Source organism: Streptomyces sp. NPDC044921, from assembly GCF_056432865.1.
Genome location: NZ_JBWKIF010000015.1, coordinates 143,027 through 162,359, shown reverse-complemented (window position 1 = coordinate 162,359; position 19,333 = coordinate 143,027). Strand labels below are relative to the sequence as shown.

Below are 19,333 nucleotides of genomic sequence, written 5' to 3'. Positions count from 1 at the left end.
GTCTCACCGGGAAGAGTCCGGGCCGTCCGGTATCGCGTGCGTCACGACCGCTTCGGCCGCGCCCGCACGTGCATCCGCTCCCCCTGCGGCCCGAAGAGACTGAGGAACTCCACGGGCCCCTCCCCCGTCGACCCGAACCAGTGGGGCACCCGGGTGTCGAACTCGGCGGCCTCCCCGGCCGTGAGGACCAGGTCGTGCTCGCCCAGCACCAGCCGCAGCTTCCCGGAGAGCACGTAGAGCCACTCGTAGCCCTCGTGCGTGCGCGGTTCGGGCTCCAGCCTGCGCTGGGGTTCGTGCACCTTGTAGGCCTGCAGTCCGCCGGGCTGGCGGCTGAGGGGCCAGTGGGTGCGGCCGAACATCGTGATCGGCTTGGAGCGCACGCGCGGATCGCCGGGGGGCGGGGCCCCCACGAGTTCGTCCAGCGCCACCTGGTGGGCGCGTGCGATCGGCAGGAGCAGTTCCAGACTGGGTTTGCGCAGGCCCGACTCCAGGCGCGAGAGGGTGCTGACCGAGATGCCGGTGGACTCGGAGAGCGCCGCCAGGGTCACCTCCCGGTCCTTGCGCATCTGCCGCAGCCGGGGACCGACACCCGCGAGTACCTCGTCCATGGTCATGGTCGTATTGCAGGTTCGGCAAACGTGTTTGTCAATCCGGTACCGCCGGAGCGACGCTCGGCGGTGGAGGTGGTCACATGACCGAGAAGTACGCAGTGGTGGTCGTCGGCGGGGGCGCGGCGGGTCTGTCCGCGGCGCTGGTGCTGGGGCGGGCCCGGCACGCGACCCTGGTCGTCGACGCGGGCGAGCCGCGCAACGCGCCCGCCGCGCACATGCAGGGCTACCTGTCGCGGGACGGTATGCCGCCCGCCGAGTTCCTGGCGATCGGCCGTGAGGAGATCGCCCGCTACGGTGTCGAGCTCGTGCGGGACCGCGTGGTGGACGTCGAGCGGGGCGAGGACTTCGTCGTGGCGCTGGCCGGCGGCCGGACCGTGCGGGCGCGGCGGCTGGTCGTGGCGACCGGGCTGAAGGACGAGCTGCCCGCGGTCCCCGGGGTCGCCGAGCGGTTCGGGCGGGACGTGCTGCACTGCCCGTTCTGCCACGGCTGGGAGGTGCGCGACCAGCCGTTCGGCGTGCTCGCCACCAGCCCGGCGAGCGTGCACCAGGCGCTGATGGTGTCGCAGTGGTCGAAGGACGTGCGGCTCTTCCTGCACACGGTCGCCGAGGCGGAGCTGTCCGACGAGGACCTGCGCCGGCTCGCCGCGGCCCGGGTGGACGTGGTGCCCGGGGAGGTGGCGGAACTGGTGGTCGAGGACGACCGGCTCACCGGGGTCCGGCTCGCGGACGGTTCGACGCACGCCCGTTCGGTGCTGTTCACCGCCCCGCGGCCCGTGCCGCAGACCGGCCTGCTGGAGCGGCTGGGCGCCGAGCTGCACGAGACGCCGTTCGGCGCCTACCCGGTGGTGGACGCGACCGGCCTGACGAGCGTGCCGGGCGTGTGGGCCGCGGGCAACGCGATCGGCTTCGCCGAGCAGGTCGTGCACGCCGCGAGCGGCGGCTACCGGGCCGCGTCGGCGATCGTCGGGGATCTGCTGATGACGGACTTGGACGCGGCCGCCCGGGTGTAGAGGCATCGCCTCCGGTGCACCATGGCTGCATGCTGCTGCACCGGCTGGCCCGCGTGTCCCAGGAGGTCGCCGCCACCTCGGCGCGGTCCCGGAAGACGGCTCTGCTCGCGGAGCTCTTCCGGGACGCCGAGGCGGAGGACGTGCCGATCGTCATCCCGTACCTGGCCGGGCGGCTGCCGCAGGGCCGGATCGGTGTGGGCTGGAAGGTGCTGGGCCGCCCGGTCTCCCCGGCCGCGGAGCCCGGCCTGACCGTGCGGGACGTCGACGCCCGGCTGTCGGAGATCGCCAAGGTCTCCGGCCCGGGCTCCCAGGCGGAACGCACCCGGCTGGTCGGGGAGTTGATGGGCGCGGCCACCGAGGAGGAGCAGCGGTTCCTGCTCGGGCTGCTCACCGGTGAGGTCCGGCAGGGCGCGCTGGACGCGGTCGCGGTCGAGGGCCTGGCCCAGGCGACCGGGGCACCGAGCGCGGACGTGCGGCGGGCCGTGATGCTCGCCGGTTCCCTGCAGGCGGTCGCCGAGGCCCTGCTCGCCGACGGCCCGGCCTCCCTCGAACGGTTCCGGCTCACCGTGGGCCGCCCGGTGCTGCCGATGCTGGCGCACACCGCCTCCTCGGTGGCGGAGGCGGTGGACAAGCTGGGCGCCTGCGCGGTGGAGGAGAAGCTGGACGGCATCCGCGTGCAGGTGCACCGCGACGGCGACACCGTACGCGTCTACACCCGCACCCTCGACGACATCACCGACCGGCTGCCCGAAGTGACGTCGGCCGCCCAGGAGTTGCGCGGGGAGCGCTTCATCCTGGACGGCGAGGTGATCTCCTTCGACGAGGACGGGCGCCCCCGCTCGTTCCAGGAGACCGCCGGGCGCGTCGGCTCCCGCACGGACGTGGCCACGGCCGCCCGCGCGGTGCCCGTCTCCCCCGTCTTCTTCGACGCGCTGTCCGTCGACGGCCACGACCTGCTCGACCTTCCGTTCGCCGAGCGGCACGCCGAGCTGGCCCGGCTGGTGCCCGAGCCGATGCGGGTGCGGCGCACCCTGGTGTCCAGGCCGGACGAGACGGCCGCGGCGGAGGAGTTCCTCGCCCGCACGCTCGAACGCGGCCACGAGGGCGTGGTCGCCAAGTCCCTCGACGCCCCCTACAGCGCGGGGCGGCGCGGGGCGTCCTGGCTGAAGGTGAAACCCGTCCACACCCTCGACCTGGTCGTCCTGGCCGCCGAGTGGGGCCACGGGCGCCGCACCGGCAAGCTCTCCAACCTCCACCTCGCCGCCCGCACCGCCGACGGCGGCCTCACCATGCTCGGCAAGACGTTCAAGGGCATGACCGACGCGATGCTGACCTGGCAGACCGAACGGCTGCGGGAACTGGCCGTCGACGACAACGGCCACGTCGTCACGGTCCGCCCGGAACTCGTCGTCGAGATCGCCTACGACGGACTGCAGCGCTCCACCCGCTACCCGGCCGGCGTCACCCTCCGCTTCGCCCGCGTGATCCGCTACCGCGAGGACAAGCGCCCGGAGGACGCCGACACCGTGGAGACGCTGCTGGCCGCCCATCCGGAGGTGGCGCCGTGAGGCGCAGCGCGGGCCTGCTGCTCCACCGCCCCTCGGACCGCGGCCGGGAAGTCCTCCTCGGCCACATGGGCGGCCCGTTCTTCGCCCGGCGCGACGCCGGGGCGTGGACCGTCCCGAAGGGCGAGTACGAGCCGGACGAGTCCGCCTGGGACGCCGCCCGCCGCGAGTTCCGGGAGGAGCTGGGTCTGCCCCCGCCCGACGGGGAGGCCATCGACCTCGGCGAGGTCCGGCAGACCAACGGCAAGATCGTGACGGCCTGGGCGATCGAGGCGGACCTCGACCCGGCGACGATCGTGCCCGGCACCTTCCGCGTGGAGTGGCCGCCGCGCTCGGGGCGGCTGGAGGAGTTCCCCGAGCTGGACCGGGTGGCCTGGTTCGGGCTCGACCGGGCCCGCGAGGTGATCGTCAAGGCCCAGGCGGCGTTTCTCGACCGCCTGGCGGAGCACTCGCCCTGAAGGAGACGCTCCCGCGTTGCGGTCCCCTCCGCCGCGCGGGAAGGTCGAGACACAGCCCGCTTCCAGGGAGGTCAGCCATGCCCATCGCGACGGTCAACCCGGCGAACGGCGAGACGCTCAAGACGTACGAGGCCATGGGCGAGGAGGAGATCGAGCGCCGGCTCCGGCTCGCGGAGGCCACGTTCCGCACGTACCGGACGACGACCTTCGACGAGCGGGCCCGGCTGCTGCACCGGGCCGCCGACCTCCTCGACGAGGACCAGCAGGACATCGCCCGCGTGATGACCACCGAGATGGGCAAGCCGATCCAGCAGGCCCGGGCCGAGGCGGCGAAGTGCGCCAAGGCGATGCGCTGGTACGCCGACCACGCCGAGGAGCTGCTCGCCGACGAGGAACCCGCCGAGACCGACGTCAAGGACTCCGGCGCCTCGCGCGTCCGGGTCCGCTACCGCCCGCTCGGCCCGGTGCTGGCGGTCATGCCGTGGAACTTCCCGCTGTGGCAGGTGGTGCGCTTCGCGGCACCCGCGCTGATGGCGGGCAACGTCGGCCTGCTCAAGCACGCCTCCAACGTCCCGCAGACCGCCCTGTACCTGGAGGACCTCTTCCACCGGGCGGGCTTCACCGAGGGCTGCTTCCAGACCCTGCTGATCGGCTCCGCCGCGGTGGACGACATCCTGCGCGACGAGCGGGTCAAGGCCGCCACGCTCACCGGCAGCGAGCCGGCGGGCCGCGCGGTCGCCTCCACCGCTGGCGAGATGATCAAAAAGACGGTGCTGGAGCTGGGCGGCAGCGACCCGTTCGTCGTGATGCCCTCGGCCGACCTCGACCGGGCCGCGAAGGTCGCGGTGACCGCACGGGTGCAGAACACCGGGCAGTCCTGCATCGCGGCCAAGCGCTTCATCGTGCACACGGACGTCTACGACGCCTTCGCCGAGCGGTTCGCCGAGGGCATGCGGGCGCTGAAGGTCGGCGACCCCCTGTCCGACGAGACGGAGGTCGGGCCCCTCTCCAGCGAGCAGGGGCTGCGCGACCTGGAGGAACTGGTCGACGACGCGGTGCGCGGCGGCGCCGAGGTGCTGTGCGGTGGCGAACGGCCGGAGGGGCCCGGCTGGTACTACGCGCCGACGGTCCTGGCCGGCATCACGCGCGAGATGCGGATCCACCGGGAGGAGGCGTTCGGGCCGGTCGCCACGCTGTACCGGGTGGCCGACCTGGACGAGGCCGTGCTGCTCGCGAACGACTCGCCCTTCGGGCTGAGTTCCAACGTGTGGACCCGGGACGAGGCCGAGGTGGACCGCTTCACGCGGGACCTGGAGGCCGGGGGCGTGTTCTTCAACGGCATGACGGCCTCCCATCCGGCGTTCCCGTTCGGCGGGGTGAAGCGGTCCGGGTACGGGCGTGAGCTGTCCGGGCACGGAATCCGCGAGTTCTGCAACATCACCACCGTTTGGCATGGTGCGTGAGTGTTGCGGGGCTACGATCCCGTCTGTGAACCGCGAAGTGACTCTGCCTCTGATCGTCGACGACCGCGGGACCTTGCAGGTGGCTGCCGCGGATGTCAGCAAGCTGTTGCGGACCGTGGGGGGCCGGTGGGTGCGGCTGGTGGAGGGCGGGGAGTCGGGGCTGGACGAGGACACGGTGGCGGCTCTGACCATCGAGCTGGCGAAACTGGCCGACCGCATCGACGTGGCCTGTATCGCCCACAGCAGTGGGACCGCCACGTAGCCCCCCCCCGTCCCCCTAGGACGCCGCCCCGTTCAGCGCCGACCAGAAGCTCGCCTCGTAACGCTGCAGGAGATGGCCGTAGGTGCGGGCTCGCCGCTCGTCGAGGCGCCCCGCGTCCAGGGCCGCCGCCACCGCCCGCTCCGCCAGCCGGTCCAGGTCGGGTGACGGCTCGGCGAAGAAGTCGAAGAAGGCGCGGGCCTCGTCGGTGAAGCCGTAGTGCTCGCGCAGCGCGGTGGTGATGGTCGCGCAATAGCCGCCCCAGGCGGAGAAATTGGCGGTGAGGGCCAGGAGCGCGTCCGCCGGTGCGGCGTTGAGGGCCAGCCAGGCCACGTACGCGGGGTACGCCTGGGCGCCGGGCAGCGGCTCGTACGAGGCCTCCTCGGCGCCGCACGCCCGTGCGAAGGCGGCCAGCCGCTCGCCCGCCAGCGCCTCGCCCCGCGCGAGGGCCGTGAAGAAGGCCGCCGCCTCGGGGTCGGCCGGCTCGGAGCGCTCCGCCAGGTGCTCGAACGCGCGGCGGTCCGCGGGGATCACCCAGGACTGTTCCAGGGCGAGCGCGGCGAGGGCGGAGCGGGGCGCCGTACCGGCGGCGATCCGGGGGACCAGGGGGTTGGCGTCCGGGTCCGGGGCGAGGGCCGCCGTGATGGTGCGCAGAAGGTCCCGGGCCGGGTGCGTCATCGCGTCCTCCGTCGTGAGGGTGTCGGGTCGAGCCTGGCACGGCGTCCCCGGTACGGAGTAGTCCCGCGCGAACTCCGCCTGCCGACGGGTGATCGTGGGTGGACCACCCCTAGAGGTGAACCACCTTCTGACCGGGGGGCGAAGGGCCTTCCGGGAGGCGAAAGCAGGCACGGTTCATGGCGACTTTGTGCAGACCCTCGGTGTCCGTTCCAGAGCACGTGATCACGATGGAGGAGACGCTTCAGCTGGCGCGTGAGCGCCACGCCGACCACCCCCAACTGCCGCTGGCCCTCCGGCTGATCGAGAACACCGGTGTGCGCACGCGGCGCATCGTGCAGCCCATCGAGGAGACCCTGAAGCATCCGGGGTTCGAGGACCGCAACAAACTCTACGAGGCCGAGGCCAAGGCGCGGGTGCCCGCGGTCATCCAGCGGGCGCTCGACGACGCGGAGCTGCTCCCCACCGACGTGGATCTGATCATCTACGTGTCGTGCACGGGCTTCATGATGCCCTCGCTCACGGCCTGGCTGATCAACGAGATGGGCTTCGACCCGACCACGCGGCAGCTGCCGATAGCCCAGCTGGGCTGCGCGGCCGGCGGCGCGGCGATCAACCGGGCCCACGACTTCTGCACGGCCTACCCCGAGGCCAACGCGTTGATCGTGGCGTGCGAGTTCTGCTCGCTGTGCTACCAGCCCACCGACATCGGCGTGGGTTCGCTGCTGTCCAACGGCCTGTTCGGCGACGGCATCGCCGCGGCCGCGGTCCGCGGGCGGGGCGGCGAGGGCGTCGTCCTGGAGCGCAACGGCTCGTACCTGATCCCCAAGACCGAAGAGTGGATCATGTACGACGTGAAGGCCACCGGCTTCCACTTCCTGCTGGACAAGCGGGTCCCGGCCACCATGGAGCCGCTCGCCCCGGCGCTGAAGGACCTGGCCGGGAACCACGGCTGGGACGCGTCCGACCTGGACTTCTACATAGTCCACGCGGGTGGGCCCCGCATCCTCGACGACCTCAGCACCTTCCTGCACGTCGACCCGCACGCCTTCCGCTTCAGCCGGGCCACGCTCACCGAGTACGGCAACATCGCCAGCGCCGTCGTCCTGGACGCGCTGCGCCGGCTGTTCGACGAGGGCGGGCCCGAGCACCGGGCGCGCGGGCTGCTGGCCGGGTTCGGGCCCGGCATCACCGCCGAGATGGCCCTGGGCCGCTGGCGCCGCGCGGACGAAGCGAAGTGAGATGAGCGAAGAGACGATCACCGAGACACCGCCCCCGGTCCGGGACTGGCCCGCGCTGGACCTGTCCGGCGCGGACTTCGACCCGGTCCTGCGCGAGCTGATGGACGAGGGTCCGGTCACCCGCATCAGACTGCCCAACGGCGAGGGCTGGGCCTGGCTGGTCACCCGCTACGACGACGTGCGGATGGTGACCAACGACCCGCGCTTCGGCCGCGAGGCCGTCATGGACCGGCAGGTCACGCGGCTGGCCCCGCACTTCATCCCGTCCCGGGGCGCGGTCGGCTTCCTCGACCCGCCGGACCACACCCGGCTGCGGCGCAGCGTCGCCGCCGCGTTCACGGCACGCGGGGTGGAGCGGGTGCGCGAGCGGTCCCGCGGGATGCTGGCGGAGCTGGTCGACGGGATGCTCCGGGACGGCCCGCCCGCGGACCTCACCGAGGCCGTGCTCAGCCCGTTCCCCATCGCTGTGATCTGCGAGCTGATGGGCGTCCCCGCCGCCGACCGGCACGACATGCACACCTGGACGCAGCTGATCCTGTCCTCCGCGCACGGCGCCGAGGTCAGCGAGAAGGCCAAGCAGGAGATGGGCGCCTACTTCGCCGACCTGATCGGCCTGCGCGAGGGCAGCACCGGCGAGGACGTGACCTCGCTGCTCGGTGCCGCGGTCGGGCGGAGCGAGGTCACCCTGGAGGAGGCGGTCGGACTCGCCGTGCTCCTGCAGATCGGCGGCGAGGCGGTCACCAACAACAGCGGCCAGATGTTCTACGTGCTGCTGACCCGCCCGGAACTCGCCGAGCGGCTGCGCGCCGAGCCGGATATCCGCCCCCGGGCCATCGACGAACTGCTGCGCTGGATCCCGCACCGCAACGCGGTCGGACTGTCGCGGATCGCCCTGGAGGACGTGGAGATCAAGGGCGTGCGGATCCGGCAGGGCGACGCGATCTACGTGTCGTACCTGGCGGCCAACCGCGACCCGGACGTCTTCCCCGACCCGGAGAGCATCGACTTCTCCCGCAGCCCGAACCCGCACGTCTCGTTCGGCTTCGGACCGCACTACTGCCCGGGCGGCATGCTGGCCCGGCTGGAGTCGGAGCTCCTGGTCGACGCGCTCCTCGACGGCGTGCCCGGTCTGCGGCTGGCCGTGCCGGCCGAGGACGTGCCCTTCAAGAAGGGCGCGCTGATCCGCGGGCCCGAGGCCCTGCCCGTGACGTGGTGAGACGGCGATGACGGCGACGGAAGGCCTGCTCGTCCCGCCCGGTCACGGCCGGGTCGTGCAGGCCCCCGCCCAGCACGTGACCTTCAAGGTGACCGGCACCCACTCCCGCATGGCCTCCACCTTCGAGGTGGTGGTGCCCCCGGGCTTCGACGTGGGGGCCCATGTGCACACCCGCAGCGAGGAGTTGTTCTACGTCCTCGAAGGCGAGCTGGACGTGCTCGCCTTCGAGCCGCGGGTGCGCACGCCCGACAACTGGCAGAAGTGGGAGTCCACTTCCGGCAACCGGGTGGTGCGGGCCACGCCGGGCACGGTGATCGTCGTGCCCCCGGGGTGCCCGCACGCGTTCGCCAATCCGACGGACGAGCCCGCGAAGATGTTCTTCCAGGCGAGCCCGCCGCCGGACCACGAGCGGTACTTCGAGGAGCTGCTGGAGATCCTCGACGGCGGTGGCCCGCCGGACCACGCGGCCATCGAGGAGCTCCGGGCGCGGTACGACATCGAGCAGCTGACGCCGCTCCGGCACCGTTAGCGGATGGGCACCCCGGCGAGGGTGCGGGCGATGACCAGGCGCTGGATCTCGCTCGTGCCCTCGAAGATGGTGTAGATGGCCGCGTCGCGGTGCATGCGCTCGACCGGGTACTCCCGGGTGTAGCCGTTGCCGCCCAGGATCTGTATGGCCTGCGCGGTGACCTTCTTGGCCGTCTCGCTGGCGAACAGCTTCGACATCGATCCCTCGGCCGCCGTGAAGGGCCTGCCGTTGATGGCCATCCAGGAGGCGCGCCAGACCAGCAGGCGGGCCGCGTCGATGGAGGTGCGCATGTCCGCGAGCTGGAAGGCCACGCCCTGGTTGTCGACGATCGGCCGGCCGAACTGCTCGCGGGTGGTGGCGTAGTCGAGGGCGACCTCGTAGGCGGCGCGGGCGGTGCCGACCGCCATGGCGCCGACGGCCGGGCGCGAGGCCTCGAAGGTGGCCATGGCCGCGTTCTTCACGCGCTCCCCGCCCTGCTTCGCCTTCTCGCGGGCCCGGGCGAGCCGCTCGTCGAGCTTCTCCTTGCCGCCGAGCAGGCAGGAGCCGGGGACGCGCACGTTGTCGAGGATGACCTCGGCGGTGTGCGAGGCCCGGATGCCGTGCTTCTTGAACTTCTGGCCCTGGGACAGGCCCTCGGTGCCCGGCGGGACGATGAAGGAGGCGTGGCCCTTGGAGCCGAGCTCGGGGTCGACGACCGCGACCACGACGTGCACGTTGGCGATGCCGCCGTTGGTCGCCCAGGTCTTGGTGCCGTTGATGACCCACTCGTCCTTGGCCTCGTCGTAGACGGCCCGGGTGCGCATGGAGGCGACGTCGGAGCCGGCGTCGGGTTCGGAGGAGCAGAAGGCGGCGACCTTGACGTCGTTGGCGTCGCCGTACATCTGCGGGATCCAGGTGCCGATCTGCTCCTCGGTGCCGTTGGCGAGGACGCCGACGGCGGCGAGGCCGGTGCCGACGATGGACAGGGCGATGCCCGCGTCGCCCCAGAACAGCTCCTCCATCGCCATGGGGATGCCGAGGCCGGTGGGGTCGAAGTACTGCTGGGCGTAGAAGTCCAGGGAGTAGATGCCGACCTTGGCGGCTTCCTGGATGACCGGCCAGGGGGTCTCCTCGCGCTCGTCCCACTCGGCGGCCGCGGGGCGGATCACGTCGGCGGCGAAGCCATGGAGCCAGTCGCGGACCTCCTTCTGTTCGTCGTTGAGCTCCATGGTGAACTCGGCCATGTCGGTCCCCTCCAGCGGCACACGTGCATGTTACTTGCGGTAACAGCAGTCTGTTACCGGTGGGTAGTCCGCGTCAACTCCTACCGAACGGCCGGCACCCTTTCGGCGTCCGGAACATGCTTCAGTGTTAGTTTGCGCAAGCGTCATCGAAACAGCACGGGTGGGGAGAGCACATGGACACCACGCAGCGGACCGACCAGCAACGGTCCGCCGACCGCCGACGGCGTGAACTGCTGGAGGCCGCCGACCGGGTGGTGCTGCGCGACGGCCCGCAGGCCTCGATGAACGCGATCGCGGCGGAGGCCGGCATCACCAAGCCCATCCTCTACCGGCACTTCGGTGACAAGGGCGGACTGTACGCGGCCCTTGCCAAACGGCACACCGACGCGCTGCTGGACTCGCTGCGGGCGGCGCTGGACGCGCCGGCGGACCGGCGCGAGCGGGTCGAGGCGACACTGGAGACGTACCTGGCGGCGATCGAGGCGCGGCCCCAGGTGTACCGCTTCCTGATGCACCCGGCGGAGGGGAGCCAGCCGGGGGACCCGGGGTTCGACGTCGGCAAGCACAGCGCGCCGCTGCTGCGGCGGATGGGCGAGGAGCTGGCGCAGGTCATCGAGGAGCGGCTGGACCTGGGACCGGGCGGGCAGCAGCTGGCGCGGGTGTGGGGGCACGGGATCGTCGGCATGATGCATGCCGCCGGGGACTGGTGGCTGGGGGAACGGCCTTGTTCCCGTGCCGAGTTGGTGCGGAGTCTCGCCGACCTGTTGTGGGGCCGGCTCGCGGCTGCCGGGGACCGGGTGGGAGGCCCGGGGTTCTGACCGTCGTGTGCCGTGCCCGGGCCGGTGGGGGCTGGTCGCGCAGTTCCCCGCGCCCCTGACCTACACATCCCGGCGCCATGAGGCCCCGGCCACCCGGCGCATCAGCCTGCGGTGGCGCCAGCCCGTCAGGCGGTCCGCGTAGACGCGGCCCTCCAGGTGGTCGCACTCGTGCTGGAGGCAGCGTGCGAAGAAGCCCGTGCCGTGGATCGTGACCGGGTCGCCGGTCACCGTGAAGCCCTCCACCACCGCGTGGTCGTAGCGCTCCGTGCCCGCTTCCAGGCCCGGCAGGGACAGGCAGCCCTCCGGGCCGCGGATCACCACCCCGTCGGCCTCGACCAGGCGGGGGTTGACCACGTGGCCGAGGTGGCGGACGTCCTCGTCGTCGGGGCAGTCGTAGACGAAGACCCGCAGCGGCTCGCCGATCTGGTTGGCGGCCAGGCCGACGCCCTGGGCGGCGTACATCGTGGCGAACAAGTCCTCGACCAGCCGCTCCAGTTCGGGACCGAAGCCGGTGACCTCCGCGCAGGGCGCGTGCAGGACGGGGTCGCCGTGCAGGGTGAGGGGTCTCACCCGGCCGCGGGCGCCGGGGATGGGGCTGTGTCGCATGGCGGCAAGAGTAAGGTCCTGTCGGTGCGCGCCTCCCACACGAGTTCGCCACAGTGCCGCGGTTCGGGAGTGCGAAGGGATCTCGATAGGCTGAGGTCCACACCACGTGGCCGTCAGGCTTCAGGCGCGGCGCGTACGCAAGGAGGATCGAGAACTGATGGCAGGCAACTCGGACCCGCTCTCGCCGCGGGCCAAGCTGGCCGTGACCGCGGGCAAGGCGGTCGCAGCGGCGTCCCGCGCGGCGGGGCGCGGCAGCGGATCGGTCATCGGCGGCCGGGTGGCGCTCAAGCTCGACCCCGACCTCCTCGCCCGGCTGGCGCAGAACCTGGACGTGATCCTGGTCTCGGCGACCAACGGCAAGACCACGACCACCCGGCTCATCGCCGAGGCCCTGCGCGCGGCGGGACCGGTCGTGTCCAACGCGCTCGGCGCCAACATGCCGGCCGGCATCACCTCGGCGCTCGCCGGCGGCTCGGACGCCCGGTACGGCGTCATCGAGGTCGACGAGAAGTACCTGGCGGGCGTCGCCCGGGACACCGACCCGAAGTGCATCGCGCTGCTGAACCTCTCCCGTGACCAGCTCGACCGCGCGGCGGAGACCCGCATGCTCGCCGAGAACTGGCGCGAAGGGCTCGCCGGTTCCAAGGCCGTGGTCGTGGCCAACTGCGACGACCCCCTGGTGGTGTGGGCGGCGTCCTCCTCCCCCAACGTCATCTGGGTCGCCGCCGGGCAGATGTGGAAGGACGACGCCTGGTCCTGCCCGTCCTGCGGCGGCGTGATGCAGCGCCCGGGCGACGACTGGTTCTGCGGTGAGTGCGGCTTCCGCCGTCCGACGCCCAGCTGGGCGCTGTCCGGCGACCACGTCCTCGACCCGCACGGCTCCGCCTGGCCGATCCACCTCCAGCTGCCCGGCCGCGCCAACAAGGCCAACGCCGCCTCCTCGGCCGCCGTCGCCGCCGTCTTCGGCGTGCCGCCGCAGGTCGCGCTGGAGCGCATGTACCAGGTGCAGGCGGTGGCCGGACGGTACGACGTCGTCCAGTTCCAGGGCCGCGACCTGCGCCTGCTGCTCGCGAAGAACCCGGCCGGCTGGCTGGAGACCTTCTCCCTGATCGACCAGCCGCCCGCCCCGGTCATCCTGTCCGTGAACGCGCGCTCCGCCGACGGCACCGACACCTCCTGGCTGTGGGACGTCGACTACACGCGCCTGACCGGCCACCCGATCTGCGTGGTGGGGGACCGCCGGCTGGACCTGGCGGTGCGCCTGGAGGTCGCCGACCAGCACTTCCAGGTCTACGACAACCTCGACCAGGCCGTGGCCGCGTGCCCGCCGGGCCGGATCGAGGTCATCGCCAACTACACGGCGTTCCAGGACCTGCGCCGCCGCGTCGGCAACTGAGCACGAGACGTCAGGGGACTTTTGTGAGCGACAACCAACTGCGCATCGTCTGGATCTATCCCGACCTGCTCAGCACCTACGGCGACCAGGGCAACGTCCTCGTCGTGGAGCGCCGGGCGCGGCAGCGCCGCCTGGACGTGGCCCGGCTGGACGTGCGCAGCGACCAGCCGATCCCGACCTCCGGGGACATCTACCTGATCGGCGGCGGCGAGGACCGGCCGCAGCGGCTCGCCGCCGAGCGGCTGCGCCGGGACGGCGGACTGACCCGGGCCGTGGAGAACGGCGCCATCGTGTTCTCCGTGTGCGCCGGCTACCAGATCCTCGGCCACGAGTTCATCAACGACCTCGGCCAGCGCGAGCCCGGGCTCGGGCTGCTGGACGTGGTGTCGGTGCGCGGCGAGGGCGCGCGGTGCGTCGGTGACGTGCTGGGCGACGTCGACGAGCGCCTCGGGCTGCCGCCGCTGACCGGCTTCGAGAACCACCAGGGCGTCACCCACCTCGGCCCCACCGCCCGCCCGCTCGCCCGGGTGCGGTTCGGCAACGGCAACGGCACGGGCGACGGCACGGAGGGCGCGTACAACGACACCGTGTTCGGCACGTACATGCACGGTCCGGTGCTCGCGCGCAACCCGCTGATCGCCGACCTGCTGCTGAAGCTGGCCCTCGACGTCAACGCGCTGCCGCCGACCGACGACCGCTGGTACGAGGCCCTGCGCAACGAGCGCATCGCCGCTGCTCAGCAGCCCGCGTAGGCACAGCGCCGCAGCGTGCCCGGGGCGCGCGTCAACCTGCTGGTCAACAGCCCGTATGACGGCCCATCCGCACAGGTGAGCGGGGTCGTCCAACAGGCGGACGCGTGCTTCGGTCCGGCCCCGGGAAGCCGCTAGGGTGGCGGGGATTCCAGCCGGACAACGCGGTCCGGTCCCGGCCCACGTCGATAAGGTTTCTCGGGCTATGCGCATTGGTGTCCTCACGTCCGGCGGCGACTGCCCCGGCCTGAACGCCGTCATCCGGTCCGTCGTGCACCGCGCCGTCGTCGACCACGGCGACGAGGTCATCGGCTTCCGTGACGGCTGGAAGGGCCTCCTGGAGTGCGACTACCTCAAGCTCGACCTCGACGCGGTGGGTGGCATCCTCGCCCGCGGCGGCACGATTCTCGGCTCCTCCCGGGTCCAGCCCTCCCATCTGCGGGACGGTGTGGAGCGGGCCAGGGGCCATGTCGAGGAGCTCGGCCTCGACGCGATCATCCCCATCGGCGGCGAGGGCACCCTCAAGGCCGCCCGGCTGATGTCGGACAGCGGTCTGCCCGTGGTGGGCGTGCCGAAGACCATCGACAACGACATCGCGGTCACGGACGTCACCTTCGGCTTCGACACGGCCGTCGGGGTGGCGACCGAGGCGCTGGACCGCCTGAAGACCACGGCCGAGTCCCACCAGCGGGTCCTCGTGGTCGAGGTCATGGGCCGGCACACCGGCTGGATCGCGCTGCACTCCGGCATGGCGGCCGGCGCGCACGCCATCGTCGTGCCCGAGCGGCCCTTCGACATAGAGGAGCTGACCCGGCGGGTCGGCGAGCGGTTCGAGGCGGGCAAGCGCTTCGCGATCGTGGTGGCGGCGGAGGGCGCCAAGCCCCGCCCCGGGACCATGGAGTTCGACGAGGGCGGCAAGGACATCTACGGGCACGAGCGTTTCGCGGGCATCGCGCGGCAGCTCTCCGTCGAGCTGGAGGGACGGCTGGGCAAGGAGGCGCGGCCGGTGATCCTCGGGCACGTGCAGCGGGGCGGGACGCCCACCGCCTACGACCGGGTGCTGGCCACGCGGTTCGGGTGGCACGCGGTGGAGGCGGTGCACCGGGGCGAGTTCGGGCAGATGACGGCGCTGCGCGGGACCGACATCGTGATGGTGCCGCTCGCTGAGGCCGTGGAGACGCTGAAGACCGTGCCGGACGAGCGGTACGAGGAGGCGGAGACCGTTCTCTGAGGCTGCCGCAGCCGGCGGGTGCGTCTTCCCCGCGTCCCTGGAACCTCGCCCCCGGTCACGTGTGTGGTCGGGGGCGGTTCTACTCTTGTGGGCGGACAACTTGCTGCACACCCCCACGAAACAGGAGCCGGCGGATGGATCACAGCGGGCACGGCATGACCATGGATCTGCCGCCGTTCACGCTGGGGCGGGGTCTCGCGTGGTCCACGGACCCGTTCTTCCTCGTCGCCTGCCTGGTGGGGCTGGCGCTGTACGGCTGGGGCGTCGTGCGGCTGGTGCGGCGCGGGGACAAGTGGCCCGTGGGGCGGACCGTCGCCTTCGTCCTGGGCGTGCTGACGATCATGCTCATGATGTGCACCCGGCTGAACGACTACGGCATGGTCATGTTCAGCGTGCACATGGTGCAGCACATGGTGATCAGCATGGTCTCCCCCATCCTGATCCTGCTCGGGGCGCCGATCACCCTGGCGCTGCGGGCCCTGCCGACGGCGGGCCGGGGCCGCAAGGGGCCGCGTGAACTGCTGCTGATGTTCCTGCACAGCCGGTACATGCGGATCATCACGCACCCGGCCTTCACCATCCCGCTGTTCATCGCCAGCCTGTACGGGCTGTACTTCACCCCGATCTTCGACACGCTGATGGGCTCCAAGGTGGGGCACATCGCGATGATGGTGCACTTCCTCGCCGTCGGCCTGGTGTTCTTCTGGCCGATCATGGGTGTGGACCCGGGCCCGCACCGGCCGGGGTACCTGATGCGGATGCTGGAGCTGTTCGCGGGCATGCCGTTCCACGCGTTCTTCGGGATCGCGCTGATGATGGCGAGCCAGCCGATGGTGTCGACGTTCGAGAACCCGCCCGCCTCCCTCGGCATCGAGGCGCTGTCCGACCAGAACGCGGCGGGCGGCATCGCCTGGGCGTTCAGCGAGATCCCCTCCGTGCTGGTCCTGATCGCGCTGCTGTTCCAGTGGTACGCCTCCGAGCAGCGGCAGGCCAGGCGCACCGACCGCGCCGCCGACCGGGACGGCGACAAGGAGCTGGAGGCGTACAACGCCTATCTGGCCTCGCTGAACGCGCAGGGGCGCTGAAACCGGCTCGTGTACGGGCCGTGCGCGCCGGGCACCCGCCAGGCACCATGGAGTCACCGGACCACGAGGAGGGTGGCGCGATGCCCGGTTCCACGAACGGTTCCAGCGGGACGAAGACCATGGGGGTGCTCACCGTGGGCGGCCTCGTCGTGGTGACGGCCTACACGGTGGCGCTCGGCAGCAACGGCTGGCTGTGGTTCGGCTGGGTCGTCCTGGGCCTGATCACCCTGGGGATGGTGGTCACCACGCGCAGCACCTGACGGGTCACTCCCGGGTCAGCCGGCCCGCCGAGTGCACACCCGGCTGGTACTTCGGCAGCCGCACGGTGATCTTCATTCCGGCGCCGACGGCGGTCTCGATGACGAGGCCGTGGTCGTCGCCGTAGACCTGGCGGAGCCGGTCGTCGACGTTGGAGAGGCCGATGCCGCCCGAGGGGCTGGCCTCACGGGCGAGGATCCGGCGCAGCAGCTCGGGGTCCATGCCCGCGCCGTCGTCCTCGATGACGACCAGGGCCTCGGCGCCCGCGTCCTGGGCGGTGATCTGGATGTGGCACTTGCCCGAGGCGACGGCCTTGCCCTCCAGGCCGTGCTTGACGGCGTTCTCCACGAGCGGCTGCAGGCACAGGAAGGGCAGGGCGACGGGCAGCACCTCCGGCGCTATCTGGAGGGTGACGGAGAGGCGGTCGCCGAAGCGTGCGCGCACCAGCGCCAGGTAGTGGTCGATGGCGTGCAGTTCGTCGGCGAGGGTGGTGAAGTCGCCGTGCCGGCGGAACGAGTAGCGGGTGAAGTCGGCGAACTCCAGGAGCAGCTCGCGGGCGCGCTCGGGGTCGGTGCGGACGAAGCTGGCGATCACCGCGAGCGAGTTGAAGATGAAGTGCGGGGAGATCTGGGCGCGCAGTGCCTTGATCTCGGCCTCGATGAGGCGGGTGCGCGAGCGGTCCAGGTCCGCCAGTTCCAGCTGCACCGACACCCAGCGGGCGACCTCGCCGGCGGCCCGGACCAGGACGGCGGACTCGCGGGGCGCGCAGGCGACCAGGGCGCCGTGCACCCGGTCGTCGACGGTGAGGGGGGCGACGACCGCCCAGCGCACCGAGCAGTCCAGGCTGTCGCAGGTCAGCCGGAAGGCCTCGCCGCGGCCGGTGTCCAGGGGCCCCGCGAGGCGTTCCATGATCTCGCCGCGGTGGTGGGCGCCGTCGCCGTCCCAGACCAGCACCTGTTCGCGGTCGGTGAGGCAGAGGGCGTCGGTGCCGAGCAGCGAGCGCAGTTTGCGGGCGGACTTGCGGGCGGTCTCCTCGGTCAGGCCGGCCCTGAGCGGGGGTGCGGCGAGGGAGGCGGTGTGCAGGGTCTCGAAGGTGGCGTGCTCGACGGGGGTGCCGAGACCGGCGAGGCTCTTGGCGCGGGCGGTGCGCCGGCCCAGCCAGACGCCGAGGGCCAGGACCGGGAGCACGGCGACGCACAGGCCCGCGAGGAAGTCGCTCATGCCGTCGCCTCCGTGCGCAGTTCCTCGGGGAGATGGAAGCGGGCCAGGACGGCGGCCGTGCCCGGTGGGACCCGGCCGGGGGTGGCGAGGGACACGAGGATCATGGTGAGGAAGCCCAGCGGCACCGACCACAGGGCGGGCCAGGCGAGCAGGGCGTGCAGGGCGGCGCCGCGGCCCGGGTAGCCCGCCATGGTCGCGGCGACCGCGAGCAGGGCGGAGCCGCCTCCCACCAGCATCCCGGCGGCGGCGCCTGGCGGGGTCAGCCGCCGCCACCAGATGCCCAGCACGAGCAGCGGGCAGAACGAGGACGCCGACACCGCGAAGGCGAGCCCCACCGCGTCGGCGACCGGGAGCCCGCCGACCAGGACGCTCGCCGCGAGGGGCACCGCCATGGCCAGGACGGTCCCGAGCCGGAAGTGCCGCACGCCCCGGGAGGGCAGCACGTCCTGGGTGAGGACGCCCGCGACCGCCATGGTCAGGCCCGAGGCCGTGGACAGGAACGCGGCGAAGGCGCCGCCCGCGACCAGGGCGCCCAGGAGGTCGCCGCCCACTCCCCCGATCATCCGGTCGGGCAGCAGCAGGACGGCCGCGTCCGGGTCCCCGGTGAGGGTCAGTTCGGGGGCGTAGAGGCGGCCCAGGGCGCCGTAGACGGGGGGCAGGAGGTAGAAGGCGCCGACCAGGCCGAGGACCGCGACGGTGGTGCGGCGGGCGGCGACGCCGTGCGGGCTGGTGTAGAAGCGGACCACGACGTGGGGCAGGCCCATGGTGCCGAGGAACGTGGCGAGGATCAGCCCGTAGGTGGCGTACAGGGGGCGTTCGGCGCGGCTCTCGGCCTGGGACGGGGAGAGGTCGCCGGCGCCTTCCCGCCCGGCCTCGGGGACGGGGGCGCCGGCGGCGAACAGGAGGCGGGTGCCGCCTTCGACGCGGTGGGTGCCGGCGGGGAGGTCCAGGAGGGCGCCGGTGTGGGTGCGCCCGTCGACGGTGCCGGTGACCGTGACGGTCAGGGGGCGCTCCAGTTTCAGGTCGACGTCGGCGTCGACGCGGACGGACCGCTGTTCGCGGAAGGTGGCCGGTTCGTCGAAGGCGTGGCGCGGGGCGCCGTCGCTCTGCCAGGCGAGGACCAGGAACAGGGCGGGGACGAGCAGGGCGGTGAGCTTGAGCCAGTACTGGAAGGCCTGGACGAAGGTGATGCTGCGCATGCCGCCCGCGGCGACGGTGGCGGTGACGACGACGGCGACGATCACACCGCCCAGCCAGTCGGGCGCCCCGGTCAGCACGGTCAGGGTGAGTCCGGCGCCCTGGAGCTGGGGCAGCAGGTACAGCCAGCCCACGCCGACCACGAAGGCCCCGGCGAGCCGCCGCACGGCCTGCGAGGCGAGGCGGGCCTCGGCGAAGTCGGGCAGCGTGTAGGCGCCGGAGCGGCGCAGCGGGGCGGCGACGAACAGCAGCAGCACGAGGTAGCCGGCGGTGTAGCCCACCGGGTACCAGAGCATGTCGGGGCCCTGGACCAGGACCAGGCCCGCTATGCCGAGGAAGGAGGCGGCGGAGAGGTACTCGCCGCTGATGGCGGCGGCGTTCAGGCGGGGGCCGACGGTGCGGGAGGCGACGTAGAAGTCGGAGGTGGTGCGGGAGATGCGCAGGCCGAAGGCGCCGACCAGGACCGTGGCGACGACGACCAGGGCGACGGCGGGGACGGCGTAGCTGGAGTTCATGGGCGTG

Annotated in this window: 19 protein-coding genes and 1 pseudogene; 14 read left to right on the top strand and 6 right to left on the bottom strand. The window is 72.4% G+C overall.

Features of this window, described 5'->3' with window-relative positions; genetic code table 11:
- Positions 1-41: 41 nt before the first annotated feature.
- Positions 42-614: a helix-turn-helix domain-containing protein gene (locus AC07DA_RS23795; RefSeq protein ID WP_479130202.1), complete on the bottom strand. Its 573-nt coding sequence runs from the start codon at positions 612-614 to the stop codon at positions 42-44.
- Between the two features lie 77 nt (positions 615-691).
- On the opposite strand from AC07DA_RS23795, the gene AC07DA_RS23790 reads away from it, so the two are divergent.
- The 5 genes from AC07DA_RS23790 (at position 692) to AC07DA_RS23770 (ending at position 5,369) form a co-directional block, all read left to right on the top strand.
- On the top strand, positions 692-1,621 hold the full coding sequence (locus AC07DA_RS23790) for an NAD(P)/FAD-dependent oxidoreductase (RefSeq protein ID WP_479130201.1): 930 nt from the start codon (positions 692-694) through the stop codon (positions 1,619-1,621).
- A 29-nt stretch (positions 1,622-1,650) separates the two neighbouring features.
- On the top strand, positions 1,651-3,189 hold the full coding sequence (locus AC07DA_RS23785) for an ATP-dependent DNA ligase (protein ID WP_479130199.1): 1,539 nt from the start codon (positions 1,651-1,653) through the stop codon (positions 3,187-3,189).
- On the top strand, positions 3,186-3,644 hold the full coding sequence (locus AC07DA_RS23780) for an NUDIX hydrolase (protein ID WP_479130198.1): 459 nt from the start codon (positions 3,186-3,188) through the stop codon (positions 3,642-3,644). The genes AC07DA_RS23785 and AC07DA_RS23780 overlap by 4 nt, the downstream gene beginning before the upstream one ends.
- 77 nt (positions 3,645-3,721) lie before the next feature.
- Complete coding sequence (locus AC07DA_RS23775) at positions 3,722-5,107, top strand: NADP-dependent succinic semialdehyde dehydrogenase (protein ID WP_479130197.1); 1,386 nt, start codon at positions 3,722-3,724, stop codon at positions 5,105-5,107.
- Between the two features lie 25 nt (positions 5,108-5,132).
- A complete protein-coding gene (locus AC07DA_RS23770) occupies positions 5,133-5,369 on the top strand; it encodes a DUF6213 family protein (protein ID WP_383332740.1) in 237 nt (78 codons plus the stop codon).
- A 15-nt stretch (positions 5,370-5,384) separates the two neighbouring features.
- Here the strand turns inward: AC07DA_RS23770 and AC07DA_RS23765 are convergent, their stop codons facing one another.
- Positions 5,385-6,044, bottom strand: coding sequence for a transcriptional regulator (locus AC07DA_RS23765; RefSeq protein ID WP_479130196.1), 660 nt, complete (start codon positions 6,042-6,044; stop codon positions 5,385-5,387).
- 170 nt (positions 6,045-6,214) lie between these two features.
- Here AC07DA_RS23765 and AC07DA_RS23760 point away from each other — a divergent pair.
- From AC07DA_RS23760 to AC07DA_RS23750, 3 genes and pseudogenes are all read left to right on the top strand, one after another.
- Positions 6,215-7,282: pseudogene (locus tag AC07DA_RS23760) on the top strand (type III polyketide synthase); the annotation flags it as partial.
- Between the two features lies 1 nt (position 7,283).
- Positions 7,284-8,498, top strand: coding sequence for a cytochrome P450 (locus AC07DA_RS23755; protein ID WP_479130195.1), 1,215 nt, complete (start codon positions 7,284-7,286; stop codon positions 8,496-8,498).
- Between the two features lie 7 nt (positions 8,499-8,505).
- Positions 8,506-9,027 carry a cupin domain-containing protein gene (locus tag AC07DA_RS23750; protein WP_479130194.1) on the top strand — a complete coding sequence of 174 codons (522 nt, stop codon included), beginning with the start codon at positions 8,506-8,508 and terminating at the stop codon, positions 9,025-9,027.
- On the opposite strand, the gene AC07DA_RS23745 is transcribed toward AC07DA_RS23750, so the two are convergent.
- Positions 9,024-10,250, bottom strand: a complete 1,227-nt coding sequence (locus AC07DA_RS23745) for an acyl-CoA dehydrogenase family protein (RefSeq protein ID WP_479130269.1) — start codon at positions 10,248-10,250, stop codon at positions 9,024-9,026. The genes AC07DA_RS23750 and AC07DA_RS23745 overlap by 4 nt on opposite strands.
- A gap of 173 nt (positions 10,251-10,423) precedes the next feature.
- On the opposite strand from AC07DA_RS23745, the gene AC07DA_RS23740 reads away from it, so the two are divergent.
- Positions 10,424-11,068: a TetR/AcrR family transcriptional regulator gene (locus tag AC07DA_RS23740; protein WP_479130193.1), complete on the top strand. Its 645-nt coding sequence runs from the start codon at positions 10,424-10,426 to the stop codon at positions 11,066-11,068.
- 60 nt (positions 11,069-11,128) lie between these two features.
- Here AC07DA_RS23740 and def read toward each other — a convergent pair whose 3' ends face one another.
- Positions 11,129-11,674, bottom strand: coding sequence for a peptide deformylase (gene def / locus AC07DA_RS23735; protein WP_479130192.1), 546 nt, complete (start codon positions 11,672-11,674; stop codon positions 11,129-11,131).
- 157 nt (positions 11,675-11,831) lie between these two features.
- Between def and AC07DA_RS23730 the strand changes: the two genes are divergently transcribed.
- The 5 genes from AC07DA_RS23730 to AC07DA_RS23710 all read left to right on the top strand — a co-directional run bounded on the left by AC07DA_RS23730 (position 11,832) and on the right by AC07DA_RS23710 (position 16,395).
- Positions 11,832-13,070: a DUF1727 domain-containing protein gene (locus AC07DA_RS23730; RefSeq protein ID WP_479130191.1), complete on the top strand. Its 1,239-nt coding sequence runs from the start codon at positions 11,832-11,834 to the stop codon at positions 13,068-13,070.
- 23 nt (positions 13,071-13,093) lie between these two features.
- On the top strand, positions 13,094-13,822 hold the full coding sequence (locus AC07DA_RS23725; RefSeq protein WP_479130190.1) for a type 1 glutamine amidotransferase: 729 nt from the start codon (positions 13,094-13,096) through the stop codon (positions 13,820-13,822).
- Positions 13,823-14,024: 202 nt separating this feature from the next.
- The gene (locus AC07DA_RS23720; RefSeq protein ID WP_359755830.1) at positions 14,025-15,050 is read left to right on the top strand and encodes a 6-phosphofructokinase; all 1,026 of its coding nucleotides are present in this window, start codon (positions 14,025-14,027) and stop codon (positions 15,048-15,050) included.
- A 134-nt stretch (positions 15,051-15,184) separates the two neighbouring features.
- Positions 15,185-16,135 carry a cytochrome c oxidase assembly protein gene (locus tag AC07DA_RS23715; protein WP_479130189.1) on the top strand — a complete coding sequence of 317 codons (951 nt, stop codon included), beginning with the start codon at positions 15,185-15,187 and terminating at the stop codon, positions 16,133-16,135.
- Between the two features lie 80 nt (positions 16,136-16,215).
- On the top strand, positions 16,216-16,395 hold the full coding sequence (locus AC07DA_RS23710) for a hypothetical protein (RefSeq protein WP_479130188.1): 180 nt from the start codon (positions 16,216-16,218) through the stop codon (positions 16,393-16,395).
- Positions 16,396-16,399: 4 nt separating this feature from the next.
- Here the strand turns inward: AC07DA_RS23710 and AC07DA_RS23705 are convergent, their stop codons facing one another.
- Together AC07DA_RS23705 and AC07DA_RS23700 are read right to left on the bottom strand one after the other, a co-directional pair.
- On the bottom strand, positions 16,400-17,614 hold the full coding sequence (locus AC07DA_RS23705; protein WP_479130187.1) for a sensor histidine kinase: 1,215 nt from the start codon (positions 17,612-17,614) through the stop codon (positions 16,400-16,402).
- Positions 17,611-19,326, bottom strand: a complete 1,716-nt coding sequence (locus AC07DA_RS23700) for a sodium/solute symporter (protein ID WP_479130186.1) — start codon at positions 19,324-19,326, stop codon at positions 17,611-17,613. Before AC07DA_RS23700 ends, AC07DA_RS23705 begins: the two co-directional genes overlap by 4 nt.
- Positions 19,327-19,333 lie beyond the last annotated feature (7 nt).

Coding starts and splice junctions, on each gene's coding strand:
- AC07DA_RS23795 (WP_479130202.1), bottom strand. CDS start 614: ATGACCATGGACGAGGTACTCGCGGGTGTCGGTCCCCGGCTGCGGCAG.
- AC07DA_RS23790 (WP_479130201.1), top strand. CDS start 692: ATGACCGAGAAGTACGCAGTGGTGGTCGTCGGCGGGGGCGCGGCGGGT.
- AC07DA_RS23785 (WP_479130199.1), top strand. CDS start 1,651: ATGCTGCTGCACCGGCTGGCCCGCGTGTCCCAGGAGGTCGCCGCCACC.
- AC07DA_RS23775 (WP_479130197.1), top strand. CDS start 3,722: ATGCCCATCGCGACGGTCAACCCGGCGAACGGCGAGACGCTCAAGACG.
- AC07DA_RS23765 (WP_479130196.1), bottom strand. CDS start 6,044: ATGACGCACCCGGCCCGGGACCTTCTGCGCACCATCACGGCGGCCCTC.
- AC07DA_RS23755 (WP_479130195.1), top strand. CDS start 7,284: ATGAGCGAAGAGACGATCACCGAGACACCGCCCCCGGTCCGGGACTGG.
- AC07DA_RS23750 (WP_479130194.1), top strand. CDS start 8,506: ATGACGGCGACGGAAGGCCTGCTCGTCCCGCCCGGTCACGGCCGGGTC.
- AC07DA_RS23745 (WP_479130269.1), bottom strand. CDS start 10,250: ATGGCCGAGTTCACCATGGAGCTCAACGACGAACAGAAGGAGGTCCGC.
- AC07DA_RS23740 (WP_479130193.1), top strand. CDS start 10,424: ATGGACACCACGCAGCGGACCGACCAGCAACGGTCCGCCGACCGCCGA.
- def (WP_479130192.1), bottom strand. CDS start 11,674: ATGCGACACAGCCCCATCCCCGGCGCCCGCGGCCGGGTGAGACCCCTC.
- AC07DA_RS23730 (WP_479130191.1), top strand. CDS start 11,832: ATGGCAGGCAACTCGGACCCGCTCTCGCCGCGGGCCAAGCTGGCCGTG.
- AC07DA_RS23720 (WP_359755830.1), top strand. CDS start 14,025: ATGCGCATTGGTGTCCTCACGTCCGGCGGCGACTGCCCCGGCCTGAAC.
- AC07DA_RS23715 (WP_479130189.1), top strand. CDS start 15,185: ATGGATCACAGCGGGCACGGCATGACCATGGATCTGCCGCCGTTCACG.
- AC07DA_RS23710 (WP_479130188.1), top strand. CDS start 16,216: ATGCCCGGTTCCACGAACGGTTCCAGCGGGACGAAGACCATGGGGGTG.
- AC07DA_RS23705 (WP_479130187.1), bottom strand. CDS start 17,614: ATGAGCGACTTCCTCGCGGGCCTGTGCGTCGCCGTGCTCCCGGTCCTG.
- AC07DA_RS23700 (WP_479130186.1), bottom strand. CDS start 19,326: ATGAACTCCAGCTACGCCGTCCCCGCCGTCGCCCTGGTCGTCGTCGCC.